We start from the raw sequence: 25,106 nt of genomic DNA, 5'->3' as shown, positions 1-25,106 counted from the left end.
TGCGCACGCCTCGCGGCGAGGGCGGGTCTTTAGCGGCTCGAGGGGGCAGGCGCAAGCCGCCGATGCAGGATTCTGGCCCCGGGGTTGGCGCGAGCCTGGGAACAGCCTAGGTCGGTCGGGACGCCGCGCCGCGTCGGAGCCGACAGGAGCCTCCATGCGTCCGTATCGCAGCCTGACCGTCCTGGCCCTGGCGGCCGGTCTCGCCCTGGGCGGATGCGCCTCGACCGCGCCCATAGCGCCGCCCCCGCCCGCCGCGGTCGCCCAGGTCCAGCCCGCGCGTGGTCCGTTCGTGGCGGCGGCCAATCCCCTGGCGGTCGAAGCCGGGCTGAAGGTGCTGCGCCAGGGCGGATCGGCGGTCGATGCGGCCGTGGCGGTCCAGGCGGTCCTGGGCCTGGTCGAGCCGCAATCCTCGGGCCTGGGCGGCGGCGCCTTCCTGATGCATTACGACGCCGCGACCGGCCGGGTGACCAGCTATGACGGACGCGAGACCGCCCCGGCGGCCGCGACGCCCGAGCTGTTCTATGAGGACGGCCGTCCGCTGGACTTCATGGACGCGGTTCTGTCGGGCCGGTCGACCGGGGCGCCGGGGGTGGTGGCCATGCTGGGCCTGGCGCACCGCGACCATGGACGGCTGGCCTGGAGCGGCCTGTTCGACGAGGCCGAACGGCTGGCGCGCGACGGGTTCGACGTCAGCCCGCGCCTGGCCGCCCTGGCCGCCAGTCGGCAGGGCCAGGCCGGCACGCGCTGGGCCCGCGCCTATTTCAGCCGGCCCGACGGTTCACCGCTCCAGGCCGGGGACCGGCTGGTCAATGCCGAATACGCCCGCACCTTGCGCGAACTGGCGGCTGGGGGCGCGGAGGCCTTCTATCACGGGCGCATCGCCCTGGAGATCGCGGCCGTTGTGGCCGAACAGCCGCGCCCCGGCGCCCTGACCGCCGAGGATATCGCCGCCTATCGGCCCATCGAGCGAGGCGCCCTGTGCCGCCCCTATCGGCAGGTCTGGATCGTTTGCGTGCCGCCGCCGCCTGCGGGCGGGGTGGCGGTGCTGCAACTTCTGGCCATGGCCGAGCATGCGCCCGCCCTGGCCGGCGGAGCCGAGGATCCGGACGCCTGGACCGCCTTCGCCCAGCTGCAGCGGCTGATGTATGCCGACCGCGACCGCTATGTCGGCGATCCGGCCTTCGTCGGGGTGCCGGTCCAGGGCCTGCTGGACCCCGACTATGTGGCGGCGCGCGCGGCCCTGGCGCCGGGCCTGACCGGCGCGGCCCAGCCGGGAACGCCCCCGGGCGGTCAGTTCACCGGCCCGGACGCCACGCTTGAGCCTGGCGGCACCTCCCACTTCGTGGTGGTGGACGCCCGGGGTAATGCGGTCAGCATGACCACCACGGTCGAAAGCCTGTTCGGCTCGGGCCGGATGGCGGCCGGCTTCTTCGTGAACAACCAGCTGACCGACTTCAGCTTCGAGCCCCTGCGGCGCGACGGCGGGCCGGCGGCCAATGCGGTGGCGGCGGGCAAGCGGCCGCGCTCGTCCATGTCGCCGATCCTGCTGCTGGATCGTGACGGCCGGTTCCTCGGCGCGGTCGGATCGCCGGGCGGGACCTCGATCCTGGCCTATAACGCCAAGGCGGTGATCGGGGTGATCGACTGGGGCCTGTCGATGCAGGCGGCGATCAACCTGCCCAATCTGGTGGCCAAGGGCGACGGCTTCGGCGCCGACACGGCCATGTTCAGTCCCGAACTGCGCGCCGCCCTGGCCGAGCGGGGTATCGTCCTGCGCCCCAATACGTCAGAGAATTCAGGCCTACACGGCGGAATCTGGCGCGACGGCGGCTGGGACGGCGGGGCCGACAGCCGGCGCGAGGGGGCGGCGCGCACCCACTGAGGCGCGGGCCAGGTCACCGTCGGAGGACGATCACCACTGCGGCTTGATCGACAGATGGAAGGCGATCAGCCCTTCGGTCACGTCATTGTCCAGGCCCCGGCCGCTGCGCAGCCCCTCGGCCTCGATCTCGCGATAGACCAGGCCGAACGATCCCTGGATGTCGCCGCGCCGATAGGCCACTCCCAGGGAGGCGTCGCCCAGGAAGGATCCCGAGTCGTGGCTATAGCCGGATCGGGCGAAGGCCCCGTCGCGGGTGCGGGCGAAATTATAGCCGACCGCCCGGCCCGAGCCGGCCGCATAGACATACCATCGGGCGCGCTCGCCGAAATCCTGGCCGTCGCGCACCACGGCCGAGCCGATACGGACGGTGGCCCCCGCCTCGGCCGAGCCGCCGTCACTGCCGACCCCGACCCCGGCGTGCGGCGTCAGCGACACCTCCAGCCCGTTGTGGGTGTATCCGGTGGCCACCGGCCAGCCGCGCACGAAACGCAGATCATAGCGGTCCGCCTCCAGCTCGGCCCGATCGCCGGCGGTCAGGGGCGCCGGGGCGCCGTCGGCGCGACGCAGCCGGCCGGCGGTGACCAGGGACAGGCGATCAGTGAAGCCGTCGCCGGCGAACCAGACATCGTGGCGGTTGGCGCCGTCCAGCCCCTGCAGCTCGGTGGGGGCGAAGTCGGATTCGAACTCGATCGCGGGGCCGAAGGCGCGGTCGGCGGCGACGTTGAAGGCGCTCTGCACATTCAGCCGCGCGACGGCGTCGGGGCGGGCGTCGGCGTCCCACAGGTCGGGCCCCACGTCATAGGCGGGCTGAAGCCGGGCCGTATGGGCAAGGGCCTGATCCAGGGTGCGGGGTGCGTTCCGGGGGGTCTGCGCCAGAGTCGGAAGGGCCATGCCTGTGATCGCCACGATCACCGCCCCCCCAACGCTCAGACGCGACAACACACGCATCAACGGTCCCCTCAGTCCGTCAACGGAGCCGAAACCTGCACCAAAACAGGGCCGAATCCAACAGACTCTTTCGTGACAAGATCTCGCCCCGACAACGCCATGTCGCCGGGGCGGGTTCCGTCACGGGGCCGCGAGGTCGTCGCCGCCCCTATTGGCAGGCCAGGCATTCCTCATAGTCGGTCTTGGCGACGGCGAAGAGATCGGGCTGGTTCGGATCGGCCTCCGCCTTGTCCTCGGCGCCGGCGAAGGCCGCGCGCTGAACCGACTTGGAACGCAGGTAATACAGCGACTTGACCCCCCGCTCCCAGGCCGACCAGTGCAGCATGTGCAGATCCCACTTGTCGACGTCGCCGGGCAGGAAGACGTTGATCGACTGGGCCTGGCAGATCTCGGGCGAACGATCGGCGGCCAGTTCGACGATCCAGCGCTGGTCCAGTTCGAAGGCGGTCTTGAACACCGACTTCTCGTCGTCGGTCAGGCCTTCCAGATGCTGGACCGAGCCCTCGTTCTCGAGGATCGACAGCCAGACAGCGTCTGTGTTCAGCCCCTTCGTGTCCAGCAGCTGCTCCAGATAGGGGTTCTTGACCGCGAACGAGCCCGACAGGGTCTTGTGGGTGTAGATATTGGCCGGGATCGGCTCGATCCCCGCGCTGGTCCCGCCGCAGATGATGCTGATCGAGGCGGTCGGGGCGATGGCCAGCTTGTGGCTGAACCGCTCCATCACGCCGCGTTCGCGCGCATCCTCGCAGGGGCCCTTCTCCTCGGCCAGCAGCCGGCTGGCCTTGTCGGCCTCGCGGCGCAGGTGCTTGAACAGACGCATGTTCCAGCTCTTGGCCATGGCCGATTCAAAGGCCACGCCCTGGGCCTGCAGGAAGGAGTGGAAGCCCATCAGCCCCAGGCCGACCGAACGTTCGCGCCGGGCCGAATAGACGGCGGCCTTCATTTCCGGCGGGGCGCGGCGGATGAAATCCTCCAGCACATTGTCCAGGAACCGCATCACGTCCTCGATGAAGCGCGGCTCCTCGCGCCATTCCAGGAAGGTCTCGGCGTTGACCGACGACAGGCAGCAGACGGCGGTGCGGTCGATGCCCAGATGGTCGCGGCCGGTGTGCAGCATGATCTCGCTGCACAGGTTCGACTGTTTCACCGACAGGCCCAGGTCGCGCTGATGCTGGGGCATCTGGCGGTTCACCGTGTCGGAGAAGATCAGATAGGGCTCGCCGGTCTGCAGGCGGATTTCCAGGATCTTCTGCCACAGGGTGCGGGCGTCGACCGTCTTCATCGTCTCGCCGGTCTTGGGAGAGACCAGGGCGAAGGGGCGGCCGTCGCGCACCGCCTCCATGAAGGCGTCGGTGATGTTGACGCCGTGGTGCAGGTTCAGGGACTTGCGGTTGAAGTCGCCGGACGCCTTGCGGATCTCCAGGAACTCCTCGATCTCCGGATGGTGCACGTCCAGATAGACGGCGGCCGAACCGCGGCGCAGCGACCCCTGCGAAATCGCCAGGGTCAGGCTGTCCATCACCCGGATGAAGGGGATGATGCCCGAGGTCTGGCCCGCACCCTTGACCTTCTCGCCGATGGAGCGGACCCCGCCCCAGTAGGTGCCGATGCCGCCGCCGTTCGAGGCCAGGGCGACGTTCTCGTTCCAGACCGACTGGATGCCGTCCAGGCTGTCGCCCACGGCGTTCAGGAAACAGCTGATGGGCAGGCCGCGATCGGCGCCGCCGTTCGACAGCACCGGGGTCGCCGGCATGAACCACAGCTTGGACATATAGTCATAGACGCGCTGGGCGTGATCCGCGTCGTCGGCGAAGGCCGTGGCCACGCGCGCGAACATGTCCTGATACGACTCGCCCGGCAGCAGATAGCGGTCTTCCAGCGTCTTCTTGCCGAAGTCGGTCAGCAGGGCGTCGCGCGAGCGGTCCAACTGGATCGACGGGACCAGGCTGAGATGCGGTCGATCCCCCGCCTCGACCGGCGCCGCCGCGCCTTCGAATTGGACCGTCTTCAATGCCTCGCCGCCAGCCATAGCGCCTTGCCCCGAAAGAGATTTTGTACACAAGCCCCGCGCATCACCACATCATCTTGTGGCCAAAGCGCGCCTTGGGCCTACATATGGGGCGCAGATGGTGAACGAGCCGTCAACGGGCTTGACGTTCACTTTCTGGGCGAATCATCGCCGAAGCGGGGGATCAGCCTGTGGACAGGCCGCGACAGGGGGATGACGGCCGGCTGTCACACTTCTCACGAAGCCGTGAGCGGAACGCGGGCGCCAGCTTGACCGTTCGGGCACGGATGACCGTCGCCGATCTCGCCCCCTTCCTGCGCCGCGCCCTGTCGCTGGCGCGCACGGAATTCGCCGTCCTGGGCGCCCTTCTGGTCGTGGCCCTGGGGACCATGACCTTCATCGAGATCGCCGACGAGATGGCCGAGGCCGACGGCCGCGCCTTCGACCAGGCGGTCCTGGCCTGGATGCAGCCGACCGCCGGCCATCCGCGCGGCCCCTGGTGGCTGCAGGAGGCGGCCGGGGATGTCACCTCCCTGGGCGGGATCGCGGTGCTGGGCCTGTTCGCCGTAGCGGCGGTCGGTTTCCTGCTGATCCAGAGAAAGCGGCTGTCGGCCCTGCTGCTGGTGCTGGGCCTCGCCGGCGGCGTGGCCCTGAGCGAGGGGCTGAAGGCCCTGTTCGAGCGTGAGCGGCCGCCGGCCGCCTATCAGGCGGTGGAGACCCTGAACGCCAGCTTCCCTTCCGGCCACGCCCTGCTGTCGACCGTCTTCTATCTGTCGGTGGCGGTGATGATGACCCGCGCCTTTCCGCAGCGGGGGTTGAAGGCCTATGTCCTGGGCGTCGGCATGGGTCTGGCCGCTCTGGTGGGGCTGACGCGGGTCTATCTGGGCGCCCACTGGGCCTCGGACGTGATGGCCGGATGGTGCGTCGGCGCCGCCTGGGCCATGACCCTGTGGCTGGCAGCCTACGCCGCGGCGCGGTTCCAGAAGACCCATCACGCGGCCTTGCAGGACCAGGCCGCGCCGTTTCAGGAGGATCAGCCGACGTAGTTCCCCTCGAACGGAAACCGGCGGGGCCAGAAGTCGGCCAATTCGGGCAGGGCGTCGATGCGCCGCGCCACCAGTCCCAGGCGCGGCGCGACCTGGTGGAAACGGGCCCGGTTGGGGGTCCAGCGGCTGGCCACGGCGACATAGAGGTCCAGCACGGTGGGCGTATCGCCCAGGATGAACCGCCCCGGATCGACCTGGCCTTCCATCACCCCCCAGCAGTGGGCGATGCGGTCGGCGGTGCGAGCCCTGACCTGGGCCTGCGCGGCTTCGTCTTCGCCGACCAGGCGCGAGGGAACGTCGCGGACCCAGTACATCGGATAGATGGCCGCCGGGATGAAGTTCAGCCAGCGCAGGAACTGGCCCCGGCGCGGATCGCCCGGCGGCGGGGCCAGGTTCGCCTCGGGATGCTGTTCGGTCAGCCACAGCAGTATGGCCGCGCTTTCGGTTAAGGTCTCGCCCTGCGCCGTCACCAGGGCCGGGACCTGGCGCATCGGATTGTGCGGCGCCATCCGCCGGCGCTCGGCCTCGGATTCATAGGTGACGATCTCTTCCAGCCGATAGGGGACGCCCATCAGGGTCAGGGCCGCCTCAACGATCACCGAGCCCGAGCCGACGGCGCCATAGATGGTGTAGGTCATCCCCGGATTCCTCCCCAGGCGGGCGGCGCTTCACTACAAGATATAGCGGTGCGTGAAAATGTGATCGCAAAATAGCCGTATTTCGGCTTGGCGCCCACGGCCGGCGAGCGCATGGTGGGGGCCTCCAAGGAATCGTCTCCAGACCCGAGTTCGGCCATGAATGCGCACGTCTCCATCCCCGGCCTCCTGACCCCTTCCGCCGCCTACAAGCCATTCCGATACCCCTGGGCCTTCGACATGTGGAAGAAGCAGCAGCAGGTCCACTGGATGCCCGAAGAGGTGCCGCTGGGCGAGGACTGCAAGGACTGGGCGGCCAATCTGAACGATGGCGAGCGCAACCTGCTGACCCAGATCTTCCGCTTCTTCACCCAGGCGGACATCGAGGTGCAGGACAACTACATGGAGCGCTACGGCCGGGTGTTCAAACCGACCGAGGTCAAGATGATGCTGGCGGCCTTCGCCAACATGGAGACGATCCACATCGCGGCCTACGCCCTGCTGCTGGAAACCATCGGCATGCCCGAGGCCGAGTTCGGCGCCTTCATGGAATATGAGGCCATGCGGGACAAGCACGACTACATGGGCCAGTTCGGGGTCGACAGCGACGCCGACATCTGCCGGACCCTGGCCATGTTCGGCGGGTTCGCCGAGGGGCTTCAGCTGTTCGCCAGCTTCGCCATGCTGATGAATTTCCCGCGCCAGAACAAGATGAAGGGCATGGGCCAGATCGTCAGCTGGTCGGTGCGCGACGAGAGCCTGCACTGTGAAGGCATCATCAAGCTGTACCACGCCTTCAACAAGGAGACGGGGGCGGTGACCAAGGCGGTCGCCGACGACATCCTGCAGTGCTGCGAGACCGTGGTGACGATGGAGGACAAATTCATCGACCTGGCCTTCGAACAGGGGCCGGTGAACGGCATGACGCCCGACGACATCAAGGCCTATATCCGCTTCATCGCCGACTGGCGGCTGCGCCAGCTGCAGCTGCCGGAACTGTTCGGCGGCGGGCGCGAGAACCCCCTGCCCTGGTTACAGAGCCTGTTGTCGGGCGTCGAGCACGCCAATTTCTTCGAAGCCCGGGCGACCGAATACTCCAAGGGCGCGACGCAAGGGTCCTGGCACGGCGCCGACGGCGTCTGGAGCAGCTTCGACAGCCTGATGCAGAAGCGGGCCGAGGCGCCCGCCGAGGCCTGACCTCAGGACGTCCCGATCAATAGGCCGGGCCGCAGGCGCTGCGGTCGCCGGCGTTGCAGGCGGCCACGCGGGCGCGCCACTGGGCCTGGTCCCGCTCGTATTGCGCCTGGGCCGCTTCGGCGGCGCGCAGGTCGGCCTCATAGTTCAACCGGGCGGTGGCGGCGGCCGAGGCGGCCGCCTCGTATTTGGCGCGGGCGGCGTCATAGTCGGCGGCGGCGGCCCGATCCTGGGCCTCGGCCCTGTCATTGGCCTCGACAATGCCGGCGTTCAGCCCGGCCGTCCGCTCCAGCTCGGCCGGGTCCTGGGCCTCGTCGGCCGCACGGTGATAGGTCTCGCCCCGGGCGCGCAGCCAGACCTCCAGTTCGGCCGGATCGGTCGGGGCGTAGGGGTCGACCGGCTTGGGCGCGGTCTGGGGCGCGGTCTGGGCCACGGGCGTGGTCTGCGACCAGGCCGGCAGGGCGACGGCCCCGATCAGGGCGGCGATGAGGATCGGACGAACCATGGCGCGACTCCTTCAGACGGCGATGACGGCTTTACGGGGCCATCGGTTCCAATAAGTATCGGCCGCCATGATGCTGTCCACCTCCATAGGGATTTTTCCCATTCCGCCCGAGGTGGCCGCGCGCCTGCCGTCGGCGCCGAACCTGCCCGATCCGGCCGCCCCCGACGCCTCGCGCCAGACCGAGGAGTTTCGCGCCTGGCTGGAGGAATCGCCTGATCACCAGGTGGCCTATGAGCGGGTGCGCCGCTGGCGGATGGTCCAGGACGAACTGGCGCGCCAGGCCCAGGCCGAGGGTCGGCCCTTTGTCGTCACCGACGACGGCCTGGAATAGCCCTTCAGACAATCGGCAGGCGCAGCTCGAACACGGCGCCGTCCGGGCCGGTCTGGGCCAGGTGCAGTTCCCCGCCCTGGGCCGCCGCCAGTTCGCGCGAGATGGCCAGGCCCAGCCCCGTCCCGCCCGAGGCGCGGCCGCTGACGAAGGGCTGGAACAGGCGCTCGGCCAGGCGCGGCGGAATGCCGGGGCCGTCGTCGGCGATGCGGATGATCGCCAGCCCTGCGTCCGTCTCGGCCGTCACGCGGATGCGACCCCGGCCCTGGCGCGCGGCGGGGCGCAGGACGTCCGCCTCTATGGCCTGGCGGGCGTTGCGCATCAGGTTGACCAGGATGCGGTGCAACTGGTCCGGATCGGCCTGGACCGACAGGCGCGGCGGCAGCCGTTTCTCAAGCCGCACCCCCGCGGGCTCCAGCCCGGCGTCCTCGGCCGCCGTCGTCACGGCCCCGGCCAGGGCGATGCGTACCGGCTGGGGCGCCGGCTCCTCGCTGCGGCCGTATTCCAGCACATTGCGCGACAGGGCGGCCGCCCGGCCCAGGGCCCGCTCCAGTCGCGGCAGGGCCTTGGCCACCGTCGGGTCGGCTGAGTCCGCCAGCCGCTCCGACGCCATCTGGGCCGAGGTCAGCATGTTGCGCAGGTCGTGGTTGATCTTGGCCACCGCCTCGCCCAGGGCCGCCAGGCGGGCCCGCGACCGCAGGGCCTGGCGCACCTCGTCCTGCATCACCGCCAGTTCGCGCTCCACCCGGCCGATCTCGTCGTGGCGGTCCGAAGGGGCCTCGGGCGCGCTTTCGGGATCGGCGGCGAACCGTTCGATCGAGCGGGTCACACGCCGCAGCGGCTGGATCACCAGGAAGCTGAGGCCGGCGTAGAGCAGACCGCCCGCCACCGCCGAAATGGCCAGGGACAGCAGAAGGGTGTTCAGCAGGAAGCCCCGCAGCTCGACCTTCAGCGGCTGGGCCGGGGTCAGGATCTCGATGAAGTCGCCCGAACGGTAGCGCGGCCGGGCCTGGACCCGGATCGAACGGTCCGGGTGGCCGAACAGGGTCTTCCACGGGTCCAGGGCCCGGGCGCCGGGATTGTCGCGCCTCAGGTCGATGACATCTGGCGCGCGCGGCAGATTGGGCGCCTGGAGCAGCAGGCGGCGCACACCCTGTTCGCCCACCACCACCGCCTGGACCCCGCCGATCCGCATCAGCTCGGCCGCCGTCTCGTCCTCGACGGCGCTATAGGGCAGGGCCTCGACCCCGACCGAGGCCAGTTCGGCCGCCTGCAGCCGATCGCGCAGCCAGCGCTCGTGGAAGGAGGCGGCGCTGGGCATGACGATCAGCAGCTCGACCGCCAGGGTGAAGACGGCCGTCAGCACCAGCAGGCGCGAGGCCATGCCGTCCGGCGGGGCCATGCGCCGCACCAGCCCGTCTCTCAGGCGCGCCAGGGCGCCGCTCATGCCGCCACCGTCCTGCGCCGCCGCCAGCCCTGCCACAGCTTGATGAACAGCGGCAGCAGCAGGGACAGGAAGGCCACCCCCATCAGGGGCCAGAAGAACTGCCTCACCAGGGTCTCCAGGTCTGGCCGCACGCCCGCCTGCATCATCCGGCCCAGGCGCGAGCCGATCCAGGTGTAGATGGTGGTCGAGGGCAGCAGGCCCAGGAAGGTGGCGGCGATGTAGGGCTTCAGCGGAGCCGCCACCATGCCGGCGGCGGCGTTGATCAGGACAAACGGCACGCTGGGGATCACCCGCAGGGTGAACAGGGTGACGAAGGCGTTGCGGTCGATGCCGGTGGTGATCCGGTCCATCAGCCCGGCGTCCGCCCTGAATTTGGCGCGCAGCCAGGTGCCGATGGCCGAACGGTAGATCAGATAGATGACGATGGAGCCCAGGGTCGCCCCGGTCGATTGCGCCAGGGCGCCGATCCAGGGCCCGAACATCATCCCGCCCAGCAGGGTCAGGAAGACCGGCCCGGGAATGGTCGAGGCGGTGGCCAGGGCGTAGACCAGGATGAAACCGGCCAGGGCCTGCCAGTAGTGGTCGCGCGCATAGGCCTGCAGGTTCAGCCCGTGCTCGCGCAGCATCTCCATCGACAGATAGCGGTTCAGCCCCAGGGCGAAGGCGGCGATCGCAAGGCCGGCGATGACGGCCAGCGGCAGGAGGCGTATGGCCCATTCCTTCCCCGACCGTTTCGTCATGCCCGATGTCGTCCCTGGTTGCGGCCGCGCGGCCTTGACGCCCGCCTCATCGCCCCTTATACGCCCGCCCTTCCTGCGGCGGACGCGTTTTACCCGCCGTGTCACACTTTAAGTTTGGAGCCGACCGTGAAGCGGACCTATCAGCCGTCGCGACTCGTGCGCAAGCGCCGTCACGGCTTCCGTTCGCGGATGGCCACCAAGAACGGCCAGAAGATCGTCGCCCGCCGCCGCGCCAAGGGCCGCAAGCGCCTGACGGCCTGACCGGCCGCGTCCTGAACACGGGACGCAGCATGACGACTTCCGCGAAGATTTCACGCCTGACCCGGCGGCCCCAGTTCCTGGCGGCCGCCAAGGGCGTTTCCGTCGCCCGCGGCGCCGTTCTGATCCAGCAGCTGGATCGCGGCGACGGCGACCCCGCCATCCGCCTGGGCTTCACCGCGACGCGCAAGATCGGCGGCGCCGTCGTCCGCAACCGGGCCAAGCGGCGATTGCGCGAGGCGGCGCGGGCCCTGATCCCCCTGTATGGCCGCCCCGGCTGCGACTATGTGCTGATCGCCCGCAGCGGCGCGGCCGTCCGACCGTGGGATCGTCTGCTTGACGATGTGAAATCGGCCCTTACAAGGCTGGCGACCCCGCGCGCGGCCCCCCAAGTGGACGGGACGACCCCGACCGCCGCCCGATCCGACCCCGGCCAGGACCGCTGACCCCGATGCAGAATCAAGACTCGCGCAACACGATCATCTTCTTCGTGTGCGCCGCGGTGATCATGGGCCTCTACATGATCTTCGTCATGCAGCCCCAGGCCGAGCGCCGTCGCGCCGCCCAGGCCGCCGCCACCGAACAGGTGCAGAATCGCGGCGACCACGCCCCCGACACCACGGTGGGCGGCGGTCCGCAAGACGCGGTCTTCGTGACCGACCGGGCCCAGGCCCTGAGCCGCGCCGCCCGGGTGCCGATCGAAAGCCCGACCCTTCGCGGCTCCCTGTCGCTGGTGGGCGGCCGCATCGACGACCTGTTCCTGGTCCGCTACCGCGAGACCTTGGCCAAGGATAGCCCGCCGGTGGAACTGTTCCGGCCCCAGGGGATGGAGCACGCCTATTTCGCCCAGTTCGGCTGGACCGGCCCCAATGTGGCCGGCGGCACGCCGGGGCCGAACACCCTGTGGCGGCTGACGGGCGGCGAGCGCCTGACCCCGACGACGCCGGTCACCCTGACCTGGGACAACGCCAGCGGCCTGCGCTTCACCCGCGTCATCGCCCTGGATCCCCAGTATCTGTTCACGGTCACCGACACCGTGGCCAACCTGGGCGGACAGCCCATCACCCTGGCCCCCTATGGCCGGGTCGAGCGGCACGGCATGCCGTCGGGCCTGGGCCGCGACATGATCTCGCACGAAGGGGCGGTGGGGACCTTCAGCCGCGGCAAGGGCTTCTTCACCGAGCAGCACAAATACAAGGACTGGGCCAAGAAGCCCCGGATCGAGCACGAGACGATCGGCGGCTGGCTGGGCATCACCGACAAATACTGGCTGTCGGCCCTGATCCCCGACCAGAAGGAAGCGGTCGAGGCCGGCTTCCGCGTGCGCGACAACGGCGGCGTCCAGGTTCAGGAAGCCTCGATGATCGGCGCGGCGCGCACCATCAATCCGGGCCGCCAGATCACCGAGACCCAGCGCCTGTTCGCCGGCGCCAAGCGCAGCCAGGTTCTGTCGGCCTATGAGGACAACCTGGGCCTGCCGCGCTTCGTCTACGCCATCGACTGGGGGATGCTGTGGTTCCTGACCCGGCCGATCTTCATGGTGGTGGAGTTCTTCTACGGCCTGCTGGGCAATTTCGGCCTGGCGATCCTGGCCCTGACCGTGGCGGTCAAGCTGATCATGTTCCCGCTGGCCAACAAGGCCTACGAGAGCCTGTCCAAGATGCGCAAGCTCCAGCCCAAGATGGAGGAGATCAAGAAGAAGCACGAGGGCGATCCGCAGAAGCAGCAGATGGAGACCATGGCCCTGTATCAGCGGGAGAAGATCAATCCGCTGGCCGGCTGCCTGCCCATCTTCGTCCAGATCCCGGTCTTCTACGCCCTCTACAAGGTGCTGTTCGTCACCATCGAGATGCGCCACGCCCCCTTCTTCGGCTGGATCCGCGACCTGTCGGCGCGCGACCCGTCCAACATCTGGACCCTGTTCGGCCTGATCCCCTGGGATCCGGGTTCTGTTCCCCTGATCGGCGGCCTGCTGGTGGGCATGCTGGGCCTGGGGGTGCTGCCTCTGTTCTACGGCCTGACCATGTGGCTGCAGATGGCCATGAACCCGCCCGCGCCCGACCCGGTCCAGCGCCGCATCTTCCAGATGATGCCGGTGGTCTTCACCTTCGTCATGGCGCCGTTCGCCGCGGGCCTGCTGATCTACTGGGCGTGGAACAACATCCTGTCGATCATCCAGCAGTATTTCATCATGCACCGCTTCGGGGCCGAGAACCCGATCGACGACTTCATCGCCCGCTTCCGCAAGAAGGCGGCCTAGTTGGACGAGGCCTTCAGCCCCGAGGAGATCGAGGCCGCGCGCGTCCTGTTCGCGCGCCGGGCGACCTTCATCATGGGGGCGGCCAGGATCGACCAGCTGCCGGACCCGGACCTGCCCGAGATCGCCTTCGCCGGCCGATCCAACGTCGGCAAGTCCAGCCTGATCAACGGCCTGGTCGGGATGCAGAAGCTGGCGCGGGCCTCGAACGAGCCGGGCCGCACGCGCGAGGTCAATTTCTTCGACCTGGACGGCCGCATGCGGCTGGTCGACCTGCCCGGCTATGGCTGGGCCAAGGCGTCAAAGACCACCGTCAAGAAATTCCAGGACCTGGGCCGCGACTATCTGCGCGGTCGGGTGACGCTGAAGCGGGTCTATCTGCTGATCGACGCCCGCCACGGGCTGAAGGCGGTCGATGCGGAGGCCCTGGACGCCCTCGACCTGGCCGCCGTCAGCTACCAGATCGTCCTGACCAAGGCCGACAAGATCAAGCCGCACGAGGCCGACCGGATGCGCGAGGCGACGCTGAAGGCGGTGTCGAAACGCCCCGCCGCCTATCCGATGGTGGCCGTCACCTCGGCCGAAAAGGGCCTGGGCCTGCCCGAACTGCGCGCCGAGATCATGCGCACCACCGGCGTCGCGCCCTGACAGGATCTCTGGCCGGGCGTCCCTGACGACCTGTCGCGTCCAGTGGAGGACTCAAATTCCACGATATCGAACCATCGGGCAATTGCACTTGTGCGTCGGATTGATAGTCAACTCAGCGACGGGGCGCGATCCGCCAGACGGTGTTCGACAAGTCGTCGGCGACCAGCAGAATGCGTCGTGCCGGGTCGAAGACGACGCCGACCGGACGGCCGCGCGCTCGGCCATCCTCGGTCAGGAAGCCAGTGACGAAATCGACGGGCGGCCCGGACGGACGGCCGTTGGTGAAAGGCGCCCAAACGACCTTGTAGCCTGACAGGTCCTGCCGGTTCCAGCTACCGTGCTGACCGACGAAGGCGCCGTGCGAAAAGTCTCCGCCGAAGCCGCCGTCGCGGGCGAACGACAGGCCAAGGGCCGCCACGTGCGATCCCAGCGCATAGTCCGGGACCACAGCCCGAGCCGCCAATCCGGGGTTCAGGGGCCGGACTCGCGGATCGATGTTGTCGCCCCAATAGCTGTAGGGCCAGCCGTAGAAGGCGCCTTCGCGCACCGAGGTCAGGTAGTCGGGGACCAGTTGCGGGCCGATCTCGTCGCGTTCGTTGACCACGGCCCACAGAACGCTGGATTGGGGCTCGATGGCCAGGGCGGTCGGATTGCGGATGCCGGTGGCCACCGTGCGGCGCGCGCCCGTGGTGCGGTCAATCGCCCAGATGACGGCGCGTTCTTCCTCAACCGCCAAGCCGCGCTCGCCGATGTTGCTGTTGGAGCCGATGCCGACATACAGGGTCATGCCGTCGGCGCTGGCGGCGAGCGATTTGGTCCAGTGGTGGTTGATCCGTGACGGCAGCCTGGTCACTTCCTGACCCGGGGCCGTGATGCGGGTTTGGCCGGTCTGATACGGGAAACGCAGCAGGGCGCCCTGCTCGGCGACATAGAGCGAGCCATCGACGAAGGCGAGACCGTAGGGAGCGTCGAGGTTGTCGATAAAGACGCTGCGTATCTCGGGCACGCCGTCGTTGTCGGCGTCACGCAGCAGGGTGATGCGGTTGCCGCCGGCGACCTGCGTATTGCCCTGTTTCTTGATGAAGCCGGCGATGACGTCCTTGGGGCGAAGCCTGGGGGCCTTCCCGCCGCGTCCCTCGGCGACCAGAATGTCGCCGTTGGGCAGCACCAGCATCTGACGCGGAATCTGCAGGTCGGTCGCCAGGGCGTTGACCGTGAACCCTGGGGGGACCGTCGGGGTGTGATCGCCCCAGCCGATGGGCCGGGCGATCCTCATGGGAGGAACCAGCGTCTGGCGGATGCCGGGAAGCTCGGGTTCCGGGCCGGTCTGGTTCAATCCGGGATCGCTGCGGCCGCAACCGGCCAGGGCGATGACGAGGGTGGCCGCAACCGGCAGGAGTCCCTTCATCGAACCGGCTCCCGATCATCACCGGACCAGAAAAGAACGCCCGCGGCCAAGGCAAGCAGGGCGGAAGCGATCGACAGGATCAGGCCGAAGGCGCCGACGGAACTCCATGCGTCCTGGCTGTGTTTGAAGGCGTTTATCAGCCCCAGGACGAACATCAGCCCCAGCAGACCGACGTAGAGCATTCGATGCCCTCGCCGCGCGCCGCGCCAATCGAGACCGAGGGCGATCAGGGCCAGGACCAGGACCGCGCCGCCGAAAACCATGCCTCCGACATTCAGCCAGGCGGAGAAATTGGTCCACTGGATCTCGGCTGTCCGCAGATATGCGATGTCCGTGGCGACCATCATGACGAACAGCGCGATGGGAAAGCTCAGGAAGACGCTCGTGGTCAGGCGCAAGACCGCCCGGGTTCGCTCACCAATCGAAATCATGCCCGCTTCTCCCAGACCTGGCTTCTAAATACCCGCCGGCGGCCAAGGTTCACCTCTCCTCTCAGGCCGCGCTCGAACGGTCGGCCCGCACGACGAGGACATCGCCCGGCGCCGACTGGACAATTCTCGGCCCACTGCCGCCGACGACCATGTGAAACAGCCTGCCACGTTCATACGCCCCGACCACGGTCAGATCGGCGGCATGCTCTCTGGCGAAAGCCGCAAGCATGACCTCCGGCGCCCCGTGCTCGATCAGGGTCTGGATGCGCTGCCTGTCTCTCTCATCCAGATCGGCCTGTTTAACCCAATCGATGATCGTCGCGGTCTCGACCTCTCCGAGACGTTCCGCCAGCCCCGCGTCGAGATAGAGGTTGCGATAGGGCATGTCATAGGCGTGCATCAGGGTCACGGCGGCGGCTGGAAACAGCCGAACGGCCGCCTCAAGGCCGACCCGCGCCTCGTCCGTATAGTCGGTGCCCACCAGGATTCGGCCATAGGGACCCTTGGGTCGGGACTTGACGACCAACATGGAGACCGGCGAGCGCCGGAACAGCTCATCGACAGTGCGGGACAGGCCATCGAACGCGCGCCCCCGCCCCATTCCCACGATCAGAAAATCCGCCTGTTCGCGTTCTACGGCGTCCAGGATCACCTTTAGCGGTTGGCCATCCCCGATATCAAAACGTAGACGGGGGCATGGGCCCCGGATGTCTTCTCGTATCTGGCGTTCCGCCAGCGCGGCCATATCGGGCGGCCGCCGCCATGACGGCAGGTTCGTGGCGCTGTGCTGGGCGCTGTCGTCCAGCGCGTGCACGATCAAGAGTTCCGCGTCCCATTCTACGGCCAGCTCAGTCGCCCGATCCAGCGCCCTGTCACCGGCGCCGCTCAAATCTGTCGCCAACACGATCCGTTTCGGCGGCGTCCCCGTTCCATTGGCCACGTCACGCTCCTGTGTTCGCGGTTCTAGGCAGTCGAACTACATCTAGCCTGCAGTATCGCAGCTTCAAGCCAATCGCATTCGGGACGCCTTTCTCCGGATGCGCAAGCAAAAGGCGTCGGCGGGTTGATTTGAGACCGGCTCCCGGTAGTTGAAGTGGAAACGTCTGACGCCCGTTGCGCGTCGCGCGAAGCCTGCGACAAGGAGAGTCCGCCATCCCGACCGGAGGTCTGATTGCCCAGCGCTGACACTTGGCTGCTCGTGATGCTTGTGGCGCCGTTCGTCGCCAGCCTGGCGGCCGCGCTACTGCCTTCGCATGCCCGTAACCGAGCGGCGGGGCTCGCCGTGGCGGCGATGCTCATCGGGTTGGTGGTGACGATCGCGATTTCGGGATCGCCTGCAGGCGAGTCCGGTCTCGACTGGGTGACCCCCTGGGCTCCTGCGCTGGGGCTTGTGTTCCATCTCTCGCTGGATGGCTTCAGCTGGATCTTCCTCGTGCTGATCTTCGGCATCGGCCTGCTGGTGAGCATCTACGCTCGCTACTACATGTCGGCCGCCGATCCGGTCCCGCGCTTTTATTCCCTCCTGCTGGCCTTCGCGGGGTCGATGGCCGGGATCGTTTTGTCCGGCAATGTCATCCAGCTGGTTGTCTTCTGGGAGATGACCAGTCTGCTGTCTTTCCTGCTGATCGGCTACTGGCATCACGGGGCCGCGGCCCGTGAAGGCGCGCGAATGGCGCTGATCGTCACATCGGCGGGCGGCTTGTGTCTGTTGGCGGGACTGCTGCTGCTCGCGAACGTAGCCGGCGGTTATGAGATCGACGTCATCCTGGGCGCGGGAGACCAAATCCGCGCCAGTGCGGTCTATGGGCCGGCGTTGGCGCTGATCCTGGTCGGAGCCTTCACCAAGAGCGCGCAGTTCCCGTTCCATTTCTGGCTGCCTCAAGCCATGGCCGCACCCACGCCGGTGTCGGCCTATTTGCATTCGGCGACCCTGGTGAAGGCCGGCGTCTTCCTGCTGATGCAATTCTGGCCGGTCTTGTCCGGGACCGATGGCTGGTTCTATGCGGTAACGGCCGTGGGGTTGGCGACGCTCACGCTCGGCGCCTTCCTGGCCATGTTCCAGAATGACCTGAAGGGGGTGCTGGCCTATTCGACCATCAGCCACCTGGGGTTGATCACCTTCCTCCTGGGGCTGGACAGTCCGCTGGCCTGGGTCGCGGCCCTTTTTCACGCCGTCAACCATGCGATCTTCAAGGCCTCCCTCTTCATGGCGGCCGGGGCCGTGGACCACGAATCCGGCACGCGGGACATGCGCAAACTGCGGGGGCTGGTCCGCTTCATGCCTGCGACGACGGCGCTGGCGACCGTGGCGGCGGCGGCCATGGCGGGCGTCCCCCTGCTGAACGGCTTCCTGTCCAAGGAGATGTTCTTCGAGGAAAGCCTGACGGCGGGCAGAGGGCTAGCGGCTGCATGGGCTCCCGCGATCATCGCCGTCGTCGCCTCCACCTTCTCGGTCGTCTATTCGTTGCGCTTCGCGGGTGGCGTTTTCTTCGGCGCAGCGCCGTCCAGCCTGCCCCGTCGCCCGCACGAACCGCCGCCGTGGATGGTGGCGCCGATCGGCTGCCTGGCCGTCCTCTGCATCGTCGTCGGGATTCTTCCGGCCCCCACCGTGGGCCCGGGCCTGCAGCGCGCGGCGGTCGCGGTGCTGGGAGAGAACGCACCCATCTTCCATCTCGCGGTCTGGCACGGATTCACCCCCGCGCTTGTGATGAGCACGGTCGCCCTGGCGGCGGGCCTGAGCCTCTACCTGCTGCTCCGCCGACGGCTGCTCGCGATCCGCACGCCGCCGTTTAGTCCCATCAACGGCAAGATGATATTCGAACACCTGCTGCAGTGGGTCGGCGACACCGGGCCCGGTTGGATCAAGCGCTGCTTTCCCGGCGAACATCTCCAGCCGCAGGTCTTGCTCATCGTCCTTGCGGCGCTGGCAGGCGGCCTCGCGGCGGCGGGCGGGGTCCGGCTGGAACCGGGCGTCCAGGCGTTGAGCTCTATCGATCCGGCCTTCGCCCTCCTCTGGCTCATCGGGTCCGCCTGCGCCGTGGGGGCTGCGGCCCTGGCCAAATTCCACCGGCTGGCGGCCCTGGTCCTGGTCGGCGGCGCGGGGCTGGTTTCCTGCATCAGCTTCGTCTGGCTGTCGGCGCCCGACCTCGCCACAACCCAGTTGCTGGTGGAAGTGGTGACCACCATCCTGATCCTGCTAGGCCTGCGGTGGCTGCCGCCCCGCCGGGAAATTCCGGAACAACGAACCTTGTCGGTGAGGCTGCGACGCACCCGTGACGCATGGCTCGCCCTTGCGGCTGGCGCGGGGATGACTGTCCTGGCCTATGCCGTCATGACCCATCCGGTCGATGGATCCATTTCGGAGTTCTTCCTCTCAACGGCCTACGCCCAGGGCGGCGGACGCAACGTCGTCAACGTCATCCTGGTAGATTTCCGCGGCTTCGACACCTTCGGAGAGATCACCGTCCTGGCCATAGTGGCGTTGGCGGTGTTCTCGCTGCTGCGTCGTTTCCGACCGGCGCAGGACAGTGTGGACGCGCCGCCCCAGAAACTGGCCCAGGAAGCGATCGACCAGCGCCGCGACGACCGCAAGAAGGGCCAGACCCTGGCGGAATACCTGCGCGTTCCCGGCCTCATCATCCAGTTGATGGTTCCGGTGATCCTGCTGTTCTCGGTGCATCTCTTCGTCCGGGGCCACGATCTGCCGGGCGGAGGATTCGCGGCCGGTTTGACGGCCTCGGTGGCGCTGATCCTGCTGTATATGGGGGGCGGCGTCCGATGGGTGGAGCAGCGGGTGCGGGTCGCGCCGGTGCAGTGGATCGCCACCGGTCTGCTGCTCGCCTTGGCCACGGGCCTGGGCTCCTGGGCGTTCGGTTATCCCTTCCTGACCTCGTGGTTCGCCTATGCCGATCTCGGAATCCTGGGTCGCATCCCGATGGCGACGGCCGTACTGTTCGACCTGGGGGTCTTCATCCTGGTCGTCGGGTCCACGACCCTCATGCTCATCGCCATCGCCCACCAGTCCCTGCGTCGCCCGCGAGCGCCCGAGAAGCCGGTCGGCGACGAGGCGCCCTGATGGAGATCGTACTCGCCCTCGCCATTGGCGTCCTGACCGCCTCAGGGTTGTGGCTGGTGCTGCGCCCGCGCACCTTCCAGGTCCTTATCGGCCTGACCCTTCTGTCCTATGCCGTGAACCTGTTCATCTTCTCGACGGGAGGCATCCGCATCGGCGCGGAACCGGTCCTGCGCGACCGAGCGGGCGCGCTGGCCCAGTACGCCGATCCGCTGCCTCAGGCCCTGGTCCTGACCGCCATCGTCATCAGCTTCGCCACCACCGCCCTGCTTCTGGTCGTCTTGCTGGTCGCACGCGGCCTCGCCGGCGCGGACCATGTCGATGGTCGAAAGGACGCAGAGGAATGATCCCCCACCTGATCATCCTGCCGATCCTGCTGCCCCTGGCGGCCGCCGCCGTGCTGTTGCTGTCGGGCACGCGCAACCGGCCGCTGCACGGCGTGATCTCTATCGCAGCATCGGTGGGCGCCCTGGCCGTAGCGGTCGCCCTGGTCCTTGCGGCGAACACAGGCGAGGTCGCCGCCGCCTATCGGCTCGGCAATTGGCCGACACAGGTGGCCATCGTCCTCGTCGGCGACCGCCTGGCTGCCCTGATGGTGCTGCTCGCCTCCCTGCTCGGCCTGGTCAACGCCGTCTTCTCGCTCGGTCGCTGGGCGCGGCTCGGGCCCTACTATCCGGTCTTTTCGCAGTTCCTGCTCATGGGACTGAACGGCGCCTTCCTGACGGGCGATCTGTTCAACCTATTCGTTTTCTTCGAAATTCTCCTGGCGGCTTCCTATGCGCTGCTGCTGCACGGCTCGGGGTCGCGGCGTGTCGGGGCGGGGCTGCACTACATCGTCATCAACCTGATCGCGTCCTTGTTCTTCCTGGTCGGCGTCAGCCTGATTTTCGGCGTCACAGGCACCCTGAACATGGCGGTTCTGTCGCAACGGATCCCGGCGCTGGCGGGCGAGACCCGGCCGATCTTCCATGTCGGCGCGGCGATCCTCGGTTCCGCCTTCCTGGTCAAGGCGGCGGCCTGGCCGCTGGGCTTCTGGTTGCCTCGCACCTACGATGCGGCGACGGCGCCCGCCGCCGCGATCTTCGTCATCATGACCAAAGTCGGGGTCTACGCCCTGGCGCGGCTGGGCCTGCTCCTGTTCGGCGCAGAGGCCGGAACGTCCGCCGGATTCGGCGACCAATGGGGGTTCGTCATGGGCGTTCTCACCATCGGCGTGGGGCTCGTGGGCATGCTGGCGGCTCGCGATCTGGGCCGGCTGGCGGGCTACAGTGTCCTGGTTTCGGCCGGCACCCTGCTGGCGGCCCTCGCCTTCAGGGAGCCGGCGGTGATCACCGGCGCCCTGTTCTACATGAGCGTCTCCACCTTGGCCGCCGCCGCCTTCTACCTGCTGGGCGGACTGGTCGGGACCGACGACGGCGATGACGAGTTCGACGCGCCGCCGCTGCTGGAGGCCTATGACCCGGACGGCGACGGCCTGTACACCGAGGAGGACGAGAGGGCCGTGATCCTCAACGCTCCGATCGGCTTGATCAGCGCCGGCTTCCTCATCTGCACCCTTTTGATCGCCGGGCTTCCGCCGCTCCCGGGCTTCCTCGCCAAGGTCGGCATGATCGCGCCTCTGCTCGACGATCCGCATGGCCCCTTCCCCAGCGCCGGCCTCGTGCTCGCCGCGATCATGGTTGGATCGAGCCTGTTCTCGCTCATCGCCCTGGCGCGCGCCGGCATCCAGATTCTGTGGGCCGAGCCCGACCGGATCGCGCCGACCATCCGGCTGCACGAAGGCGCCACGGTAGGCGCGCTTCTTCTGGGGCTTCTGGCGCTGACCTTCGCCGTCGGAGGCCCGCTCGACTACCTGGCGAACACGGCCCAGGACCTGCTTGAGCCCTCTCGTTACGTCGCGGCCGTGCTGGAACCGGAGGCCGGCTCGTGAGACGCTGGTTGCCCTATCCCACCCTCAGCCTGTTCATTCTCGCCACATGGCTGGTGCTGAACCAAAGCCTCGAGCCCGGGCAACTTCTCCTCGGCGCCGTTCTGGCGCTGGTCCTGGGTTTCGCCTTCCGGCGGCTGCAGCCGCCGCGCCTGCACATCCGCAACCGCCGCCTACTGCTGACGCTGACCGTGCGGGTCGTCGGCGACATCGTGCGGTCCAATCTCGCCCTGTTCCGGGCGATTCTGGAGGGGCGGTCGCGCGAGGTGACCTCCGGCTTCGTGCCCATCCCGCTGGAGCTGACCAATCCCTATGGCCTGGCCGTGCTCGCCTGCATCGTCACCGCGACGCCCGGCACGATCTGGATGAGCTATGAATCTCAGGACCGCATCCTTCTCATCCACGTCTTCGACCTTGTCGACGAGAACGAATGGATAGGCACGATCACCGATCGCTACGCCCGCCCCCTTCAGGAGATATTCGTGTGAGCGCGGCTCTGGTGCTGAACACATCCATCTCGGTGGCGCAGCTCATGCTGGCCGTGACCATGGCCCTCTATCTGTTCCGCATGCTGCGCGGCCCCAGGGCCCAGGACCGGGTCATCGCGCTCGACGCCTTCTATGTCACGGGAATGCTGTTGCTCATCACCCTCGGTGTGCGGACCGACAGCACCCGGTATTTCGAGGCGACGCTCATCATCGCCCTGCTCGGTTTCGCCAGCAGCGTGGCGTTGGGCAAGTTTCTCATGCGCGGCGAGGTCATCGAATGAGCCAGGCCGTCCTGCCTCTCGGCGTCGCCGTAGCCGTTTCGGCCGCCCTGCTCGGCGGCGCATCGTTCGCCCTGGTCGGGGCCGTCGGCGCCTCCCGTCTGCGCACCTTCTACCAAAGGGTCCACGCGCCTACCCTGGGGGCCAGCATGGGCACGTTCCTCATCCTCTCAGGCTCGATCCTCTATTTCTCGACGACGCGTCAGCAGCCCGTGTTTCACGAAATCCTGATCGCCATCTTCCTGAGCCTGACCACGCCCATCAGTCTCATGCTCATCGTCCGCGCGGCGCTGGCGCGCGACCGGCTGGAAGGCAGCGCCGACGTCCCTCACCTGGCGCCGGAAGCCGACCGGGCGCCGGACTGATTCTTCGCCCGAGACGCCTATCCGGCCCGACAATCAGATATTACTCTGGTCCGCCGGCACGCCGGAGGGAATCCCCGCGGCGCCGCTGGCCTCGATGGGACACGCCCCTTCGACCCCGACGCCATAGCAGGTCATCGACAGCGAACCCAAGGCATAGCCGCGCACCAGGGCCTTGGCCCTCGGCTCGGTCCCGCTTCCGGTCCTCGAGGCGCGGATCGCGAGGTTCATTCAGGAGCAGGGCGAGAGTCCAGAGGCATGACGACGCCCGCCAGACCATACAGCGCTGGAAGGCATTGAGAATCTGGTCGATCCAGAGGAAGCGCGTTCACAGAAAATCAGCAGGCCGCCAGCCGTTCTGACGCTGGGAAGCAGGCGATGTATTTGCGCCTGTGGTCGACCTTGGTGTCATTGGTTGAGGCCGGACGCCAGATCGGTTTTCCCAGAGTCCGAAAAACCGGAATATGCGGCCTTGTGAACCTGGGCCCGTGAAATCGTGCGTTCGTCTCGTTTCGCCGCCGAAGCGCCAATACCGTTATATTTTCAGGCTTTTTCGGCCCCGGAATCTGCGAAATCGGAACGCGACATAATAAAATATGAAAATGGCGCACCCGACACGATTCGAACGTGTGACCTTTGCCTTCGGAGGGATTATCGCTGGCTCCGCCAATAAACGCCAGGAGCCGCCGATGACCGCCTATCTCCCTGTAATCGCTAAAGAATTTGATTTCGGCTTCCGCCGGAAGTACGCTCTGTCTCGCCACAGTTTTCGCCCGCTTGCTTACGTGATGCTTACGCGAGAGAGCGCTGTCGGGTCGGAGAAAGCCCATGTCTAAGCTCACCAAAAGGGTCGTTGACGCCGCTGAAAGCCGCTCCAAAGATTACGTCATCTGGGACGACGAACTCCCCGGCTTCGGCCTCCGCGTCTTCGCGTCGGGCAAGCGCAGCTACGTCATCCAGTATCGCCTCGGCAAGCGTTCACGTCGGTTCACCATCGGTTTGCATGGCATCTGGACGCCCGAGCGCGCGCGCCAGGAAGCGAAGGTCCAACTAGGCCGCATCGCTCAGGGTGAAGATCCCGCCGAGGAGAAGCAGCTCGACAACAAGGCGATCACCGTCAAGGAGCTGTGCGACCTCTACGTCGCTGATCTCAAGGCTGGCCTCATCCTGGGTAAGGGTGGCCGGCCAAAGAAGGCGAGCACGATCCTCTCGGATACAGGACGCATCGAGCGCCACATCGTGCCCTTGCTCGGCACTCGACGGGTCAAGGACCTCGTGAAGGCCGACATCACGAAAGCCCTGAAAGACATCATGGCCGGCAAGACCCGCTGCAGCGTCAAGACGAAGAAGCTCCGCGGCCGCGCCATCGTACGCGGCGGTGCCGGAACGGCTACCCGCACGATCGGACTGTTCGGCGGCATCCTCACCTACGCGGTTGAAGCAGGCATCATCGACCTCAATCCCGTCCACGGCGTCCGGCGGCCGAAGGACAATGTGCGCGGACGGCGCTTGACCGAGGCCGAATATCGCCTGCTCGGCGACATCCTGACCAAGGCTGCTGAGAACGAGAAGTATGAGTTGTCGGTCGACATCATCCGGCAGCTCGCGCTCACCGGATGCCGTCGGACCGAGATGATCACCTTGGCTTGGAGCGAGGCTGACACCGATTCAAGCTGTCTCCGGCTGATCGACAGTAAGGAAGGAAGCTCGATCCGTCCGATCGGCTTGCCTGTCGTGGAGTATCTCGAAAACCGCCGGAAGGAGCAGACCGGCACCTACGTCTTTCCCGGCCAGGGTGATGACAATGCGTTCGGGAGCTTCCCTAACCATTGGGAGCAGATATTCGCGGACACCGCGCTCGCCGACATCACGCCACACGTCCTGCGGCACAGCTTCGCCAGTATCGCCAACGATCTCGGCTTCACCGAAGTCACGATCGCCGCGCTGGTCGGGCATGCGAAGGGATCGGTCACGAGCAACTACATCCATACGCTCGATACCGCGCTCATCATGGCCGCCGACACTATCTCGGGCTACATTCAGGGGCTTCTGGATGGGATCGAGTTCAAACAGACGGCCTACGCCCTGGACCGCGACTCCCGGAAAGCCGCCCTCGCGCGGTTCCTGCAGAAGGCCGCCGCTACCGAACAGGACACGGCCGAGGACTCGGAGCAGTTGCTTGCAGCTTGATCGCGCGATGGGGGTTTCAGTTATTGCAGTTAAGCCCCGCAACCCTTATATTGG

The 25,106-nt window shown here is 67.5% G+C and carries 25 protein-coding genes; 15 read left to right on the top strand and 10 right to left on the bottom strand.

Features of this window, described 5'->3' with window-relative positions:
- The first annotated feature begins 154 nt into the window (after window positions 1–154).
- Window positions 155–1,882, top strand: coding sequence for a gamma-glutamyltransferase family protein (locus tag KF910_RS13050; protein WP_292263570.1), 1,728 nt, complete (start codon window positions 155–157; stop codon window positions 1,880–1,882).
- A 30-nt stretch (window positions 1,883–1,912) separates the two neighbouring features.
- Here the strand turns inward: KF910_RS13050 and KF910_RS13045 are convergent, their stop codons facing one another.
- Together KF910_RS13045 and KF910_RS13040 are read right to left on the bottom strand one after the other, a co-directional pair.
- Complete coding sequence (locus tag KF910_RS13045; RefSeq protein ID WP_292263568.1) at window positions 1,913–2,773, bottom strand: lipid A-modifier LpxR family protein; 861 nt, start codon at window positions 2,771–2,773, stop codon at window positions 1,913–1,915.
- Between the two features lie 205 nt (window positions 2,774–2,978).
- Complete coding sequence (locus KF910_RS13040) at window positions 2,979–4,859, bottom strand: ribonucleoside-diphosphate reductase subunit alpha (RefSeq protein WP_292263566.1); 1,881 nt, start codon at window positions 4,857–4,859, stop codon at window positions 2,979–2,981.
- 266 nt (window positions 4,860–5,125) lie between these two features.
- Here KF910_RS13040 and KF910_RS13035 point away from each other — a divergent pair, with 266 nt between their 5' ends.
- On the top strand, window positions 5,126–5,884 hold the full coding sequence (locus KF910_RS13035; RefSeq protein WP_292263564.1) for a phosphatase PAP2 family protein: 759 nt from the start codon (window positions 5,126–5,128) through the stop codon (window positions 5,882–5,884).
- Here the strand turns inward: KF910_RS13035 and KF910_RS13030 are convergent.
- Window positions 5,872–6,522 carry a glutathione S-transferase family protein gene (locus KF910_RS13030; RefSeq protein WP_292263563.1) on the bottom strand — a complete coding sequence of 217 codons (651 nt, stop codon included), beginning with the start codon at window positions 6,520–6,522 and terminating at the stop codon, window positions 5,872–5,874. The two genes, KF910_RS13035 and KF910_RS13030, sit on opposite strands and share 13 nt — an antisense overlap.
- A gap of 156 nt (window positions 6,523–6,678) precedes the next feature.
- On the opposite strand from KF910_RS13030, the gene KF910_RS13025 reads away from it, so the two are divergent.
- Window positions 6,679–7,716: a ribonucleotide-diphosphate reductase subunit beta gene (locus tag KF910_RS13025; protein ID WP_292263561.1), complete on the top strand. Its 1,038-nt coding sequence runs from the start codon at window positions 6,679–6,681 to the stop codon at window positions 7,714–7,716.
- 16 nt (window positions 7,717–7,732) lie between these two features.
- Here KF910_RS13025 and KF910_RS13020 read toward each other — a convergent pair whose 3' ends face one another.
- Entirely contained in the window at window positions 7,733–8,218 is a 486-nt protein-coding gene (locus KF910_RS13020; RefSeq protein WP_292263559.1) for a cell wall hydrolase, read from the bottom strand.
- Window positions 8,219–8,285: 67 nt separating this feature from the next.
- On the opposite strand from KF910_RS13020, the gene KF910_RS13015 reads away from it, so the two are divergent.
- The gene (locus KF910_RS13015; protein WP_292263558.1) at window positions 8,286–8,549 is read left to right on the top strand and encodes a FecR/PupR family sigma factor regulator; all 264 of its coding nucleotides are present in this window, start codon (window positions 8,286–8,288) and stop codon (window positions 8,547–8,549) included.
- Between the two features lie 4 nt (window positions 8,550–8,553).
- On the opposite strand, the gene KF910_RS13010 is transcribed toward KF910_RS13015, so the two are convergent.
- Together KF910_RS13010 and KF910_RS13005 are read right to left on the bottom strand one after the other, a co-directional pair.
- On the bottom strand, window positions 8,554–9,993 hold the full coding sequence (locus KF910_RS13010; protein ID WP_292263556.1) for a sensor histidine kinase: 1,440 nt from the start codon (window positions 9,991–9,993) through the stop codon (window positions 8,554–8,556).
- Complete coding sequence (locus tag KF910_RS13005) at window positions 9,990–10,733, bottom strand: TVP38/TMEM64 family protein (RefSeq protein WP_292263554.1); 744 nt, start codon at window positions 10,731–10,733, stop codon at window positions 9,990–9,992. The genes KF910_RS13010 and KF910_RS13005 overlap by 4 nt, the downstream gene beginning before the upstream one ends.
- Before the next feature lie 126 nt (window positions 10,734–10,859).
- Here KF910_RS13005 and rpmH point away from each other — a divergent pair, with 126 nt between their 5' ends.
- Genes rpmH through yihA form a run of 4 tightly spaced genes read left to right on the top strand, consistent with a single transcriptional unit; the run spans window position 10,860 to window position 13,896 of the window.
- Window positions 10,860–10,994, top strand: a complete 135-nt coding sequence (gene rpmH / locus KF910_RS13000; protein ID WP_003164000.1) for a 50S ribosomal protein L34 — start codon at window positions 10,860–10,862, stop codon at window positions 10,992–10,994.
- A 29-nt stretch (window positions 10,995–11,023) separates the two neighbouring features.
- Entirely contained in the window at window positions 11,024–11,437 is a 414-nt protein-coding gene (locus KF910_RS12995; protein ID WP_292263553.1) for a ribonuclease P protein component, read from the top strand.
- Between the two features lie 5 nt (window positions 11,438–11,442).
- Entirely contained in the window at window positions 11,443–13,251 is a 1,809-nt protein-coding gene (gene yidC / locus KF910_RS12990) for a membrane protein insertase YidC (RefSeq protein WP_292263551.1), read from the top strand.
- On the top strand, window positions 13,252–13,896 hold the full coding sequence (gene yihA, locus KF910_RS12985) for a ribosome biogenesis GTP-binding protein YihA/YsxC (protein ID WP_292263549.1): 645 nt from the start codon (window positions 13,252–13,254) through the stop codon (window positions 13,894–13,896).
- Between the two features lie 112 nt (window positions 13,897–14,008).
- Here the strand turns inward: yihA and KF910_RS12980 are convergent, their stop codons facing one another.
- From KF910_RS12980 to KF910_RS12970, 3 genes are all read right to left on the bottom strand, one after another.
- The gene (locus KF910_RS12980; RefSeq protein ID WP_292263548.1) at window positions 14,009–15,304 is read right to left on the bottom strand and encodes a PQQ-dependent sugar dehydrogenase; all 1,296 of its coding nucleotides are present in this window, start codon (window positions 15,302–15,304) and stop codon (window positions 14,009–14,011) included.
- Complete coding sequence (locus KF910_RS12975) at window positions 15,301–15,735, bottom strand: DUF2231 domain-containing protein (RefSeq protein ID WP_292263546.1); 435 nt, start codon at window positions 15,733–15,735, stop codon at window positions 15,301–15,303. Before KF910_RS12975 ends, KF910_RS12980 begins: the two co-directional genes overlap by 4 nt.
- A 61-nt stretch (window positions 15,736–15,796) precedes the next feature.
- Window positions 15,797–16,675 carry a universal stress protein gene (locus tag KF910_RS12970; protein ID WP_292263544.1) on the bottom strand — a complete coding sequence of 293 codons (879 nt, stop codon included), beginning with the start codon at window positions 16,673–16,675 and terminating at the stop codon, window positions 15,797–15,799.
- A gap of 231 nt (window positions 16,676–16,906) precedes the next feature.
- On the opposite strand from KF910_RS12970, the gene KF910_RS12965 reads away from it, so the two are divergent.
- From KF910_RS12965 to mnhG, 6 genes are read left to right on the top strand one after another with little or no spacing between them, the layout of a single operon-like run.
- Window positions 16,907–19,810, top strand: coding sequence for a monovalent cation/H+ antiporter subunit A (locus tag KF910_RS12965; RefSeq protein ID WP_292263542.1), 2,904 nt, complete (start codon window positions 16,907–16,909; stop codon window positions 19,808–19,810).
- Window positions 19,810–20,154, top strand: coding sequence for a Na+/H+ antiporter subunit C (locus tag KF910_RS12960; protein ID WP_292263540.1), 345 nt, complete (start codon window positions 19,810–19,812; stop codon window positions 20,152–20,154). The genes KF910_RS12965 and KF910_RS12960 overlap by 1 nt, the downstream gene beginning before the upstream one ends.
- Window positions 20,151–21,737, top strand: a complete 1,587-nt coding sequence (locus KF910_RS12955; RefSeq protein WP_292263538.1) for a monovalent cation/H+ antiporter subunit D — start codon at window positions 20,151–20,153, stop codon at window positions 21,735–21,737. The genes KF910_RS12960 and KF910_RS12955 overlap by 4 nt, the downstream gene beginning before the upstream one ends.
- Window positions 21,734–22,222, top strand: coding sequence for a Na+/H+ antiporter subunit E (locus tag KF910_RS12950; protein WP_292263536.1), 489 nt, complete (start codon window positions 21,734–21,736; stop codon window positions 22,220–22,222). Before KF910_RS12955 ends, KF910_RS12950 begins: the two co-directional genes overlap by 4 nt.
- The gene (locus KF910_RS12945; protein WP_292263534.1) at window positions 22,219–22,503 is read left to right on the top strand and encodes a K+/H+ antiporter subunit F; all 285 of its coding nucleotides are present in this window, start codon (window positions 22,219–22,221) and stop codon (window positions 22,501–22,503) included. Before KF910_RS12950 ends, KF910_RS12945 begins: the two co-directional genes overlap by 4 nt.
- Window positions 22,500–22,865, top strand: a complete 366-nt coding sequence (gene mnhG / locus KF910_RS12940; protein WP_292263532.1) for a monovalent cation/H(+) antiporter subunit G — start codon at window positions 22,500–22,502, stop codon at window positions 22,863–22,865. Before KF910_RS12945 ends, mnhG begins: the two co-directional genes overlap by 4 nt.
- Window positions 22,866–22,898: 33 nt before the next feature.
- Here mnhG and KF910_RS12935 read toward each other — a convergent pair whose 3' ends face one another.
- Window positions 22,899–23,093, bottom strand: coding sequence for a hypothetical protein (locus KF910_RS12935; protein ID WP_292263530.1), 195 nt, complete (start codon window positions 23,091–23,093; stop codon window positions 22,899–22,901).
- Between the two features lie 597 nt (window positions 23,094–23,690).
- Here KF910_RS12935 and KF910_RS12930 point away from each other — a divergent pair.
- Entirely contained in the window at window positions 23,691–25,052 is a 1,362-nt protein-coding gene (locus tag KF910_RS12930; RefSeq protein ID WP_099957467.1) for a tyrosine-type recombinase/integrase, read from the top strand.
- Window positions 25,053–25,106 lie beyond the last annotated feature (54 nt).

The organism is Brevundimonas sp., assembly GCF_019636155.1.
Classification (GTDB): Bacteria; Pseudomonadota; Alphaproteobacteria; order Caulobacterales; family Caulobacteraceae; genus Brevundimonas.
Note: the sequence above shows the minus strand (reverse complement) of the source record. Positions and strands in the feature narration are given on the sequence as shown.

Excerpts from the sequence above, each read along its gene's own strand:
- KF910_RS13050 (WP_292263570.1), top strand. The coding sequence starts at position 155 with ATGCGTCCGTATCGCAGCCTGACCGTCCTGGCCCTGGCGGCCGGTCTC.
- KF910_RS13045 (WP_292263568.1), bottom strand. The coding sequence starts at position 2,773 with ATGGCCCTTCCGACTCTGGCGCAGACCCCCCGGAACGCACCCCGCACC.
- KF910_RS13040 (WP_292263566.1), bottom strand. The coding sequence starts at position 4,859 with ATGGCTGGCGGCGAGGCATTGAAGACGGTCCAATTCGAAGGCGCGGCG.
- KF910_RS13035 (WP_292263564.1), top strand. The coding sequence starts at position 5,126 with ATGACCGTCGCCGATCTCGCCCCCTTCCTGCGCCGCGCCCTGTCGCTG.
- KF910_RS13030 (WP_292263563.1), bottom strand. The coding sequence starts at position 6,522 with ATGACCTACACCATCTATGGCGCCGTCGGCTCGGGCTCGGTGATCGTT.
- KF910_RS13025 (WP_292263561.1), top strand. The coding sequence starts at position 6,679 with ATGAATGCGCACGTCTCCATCCCCGGCCTCCTGACCCCTTCCGCCGCC.
- KF910_RS13020 (WP_292263559.1), bottom strand. The coding sequence starts at position 8,218 with ATGGTTCGTCCGATCCTCATCGCCGCCCTGATCGGGGCCGTCGCCCTG.
- KF910_RS13015 (WP_292263558.1), top strand. The coding sequence starts at position 8,286 with ATGATGCTGTCCACCTCCATAGGGATTTTTCCCATTCCGCCCGAGGTG.
- KF910_RS13010 (WP_292263556.1), bottom strand. The coding sequence starts at position 9,993 with ATGAGCGGCGCCCTGGCGCGCCTGAGAGACGGGCTGGTGCGGCGCATG.
- KF910_RS13005 (WP_292263554.1), bottom strand. The coding sequence starts at position 10,733 with ATGACGAAACGGTCGGGGAAGGAATGGGCCATACGCCTCCTGCCGCTG.
- KF910_RS12995 (WP_292263553.1), top strand. The coding sequence starts at position 11,024 with ATGACGACTTCCGCGAAGATTTCACGCCTGACCCGGCGGCCCCAGTTC.
- yidC (WP_292263551.1), top strand. The coding sequence starts at position 11,443 with ATGCAGAATCAAGACTCGCGCAACACGATCATCTTCTTCGTGTGCGCC.
- KF910_RS12980 (WP_292263548.1), bottom strand. The coding sequence starts at position 15,304 with ATGAAGGGACTCCTGCCGGTTGCGGCCACCCTCGTCATCGCCCTGGCC.
- KF910_RS12975 (WP_292263546.1), bottom strand. The coding sequence starts at position 15,735 with ATGATTTCGATTGGTGAGCGAACCCGGGCGGTCTTGCGCCTGACCACG.
- KF910_RS12960 (WP_292263540.1), top strand. The coding sequence starts at position 19,810 with ATGGAGATCGTACTCGCCCTCGCCATTGGCGTCCTGACCGCCTCAGGG.
- KF910_RS12955 (WP_292263538.1), top strand. The coding sequence starts at position 20,151 with ATGATCCCCCACCTGATCATCCTGCCGATCCTGCTGCCCCTGGCGGCC.
- mnhG (WP_292263532.1), top strand. The coding sequence starts at position 22,500 with ATGAGCCAGGCCGTCCTGCCTCTCGGCGTCGCCGTAGCCGTTTCGGCC.
- KF910_RS12935 (WP_292263530.1), bottom strand. The coding sequence starts at position 23,093 with ATGAACCTCGCGATCCGCGCCTCGAGGACCGGAAGCGGGACCGAGCCG.
- KF910_RS12930 (WP_099957467.1), top strand. The coding sequence starts at position 23,691 with ATGTCTAAGCTCACCAAAAGGGTCGTTGACGCCGCTGAAAGCCGCTCC.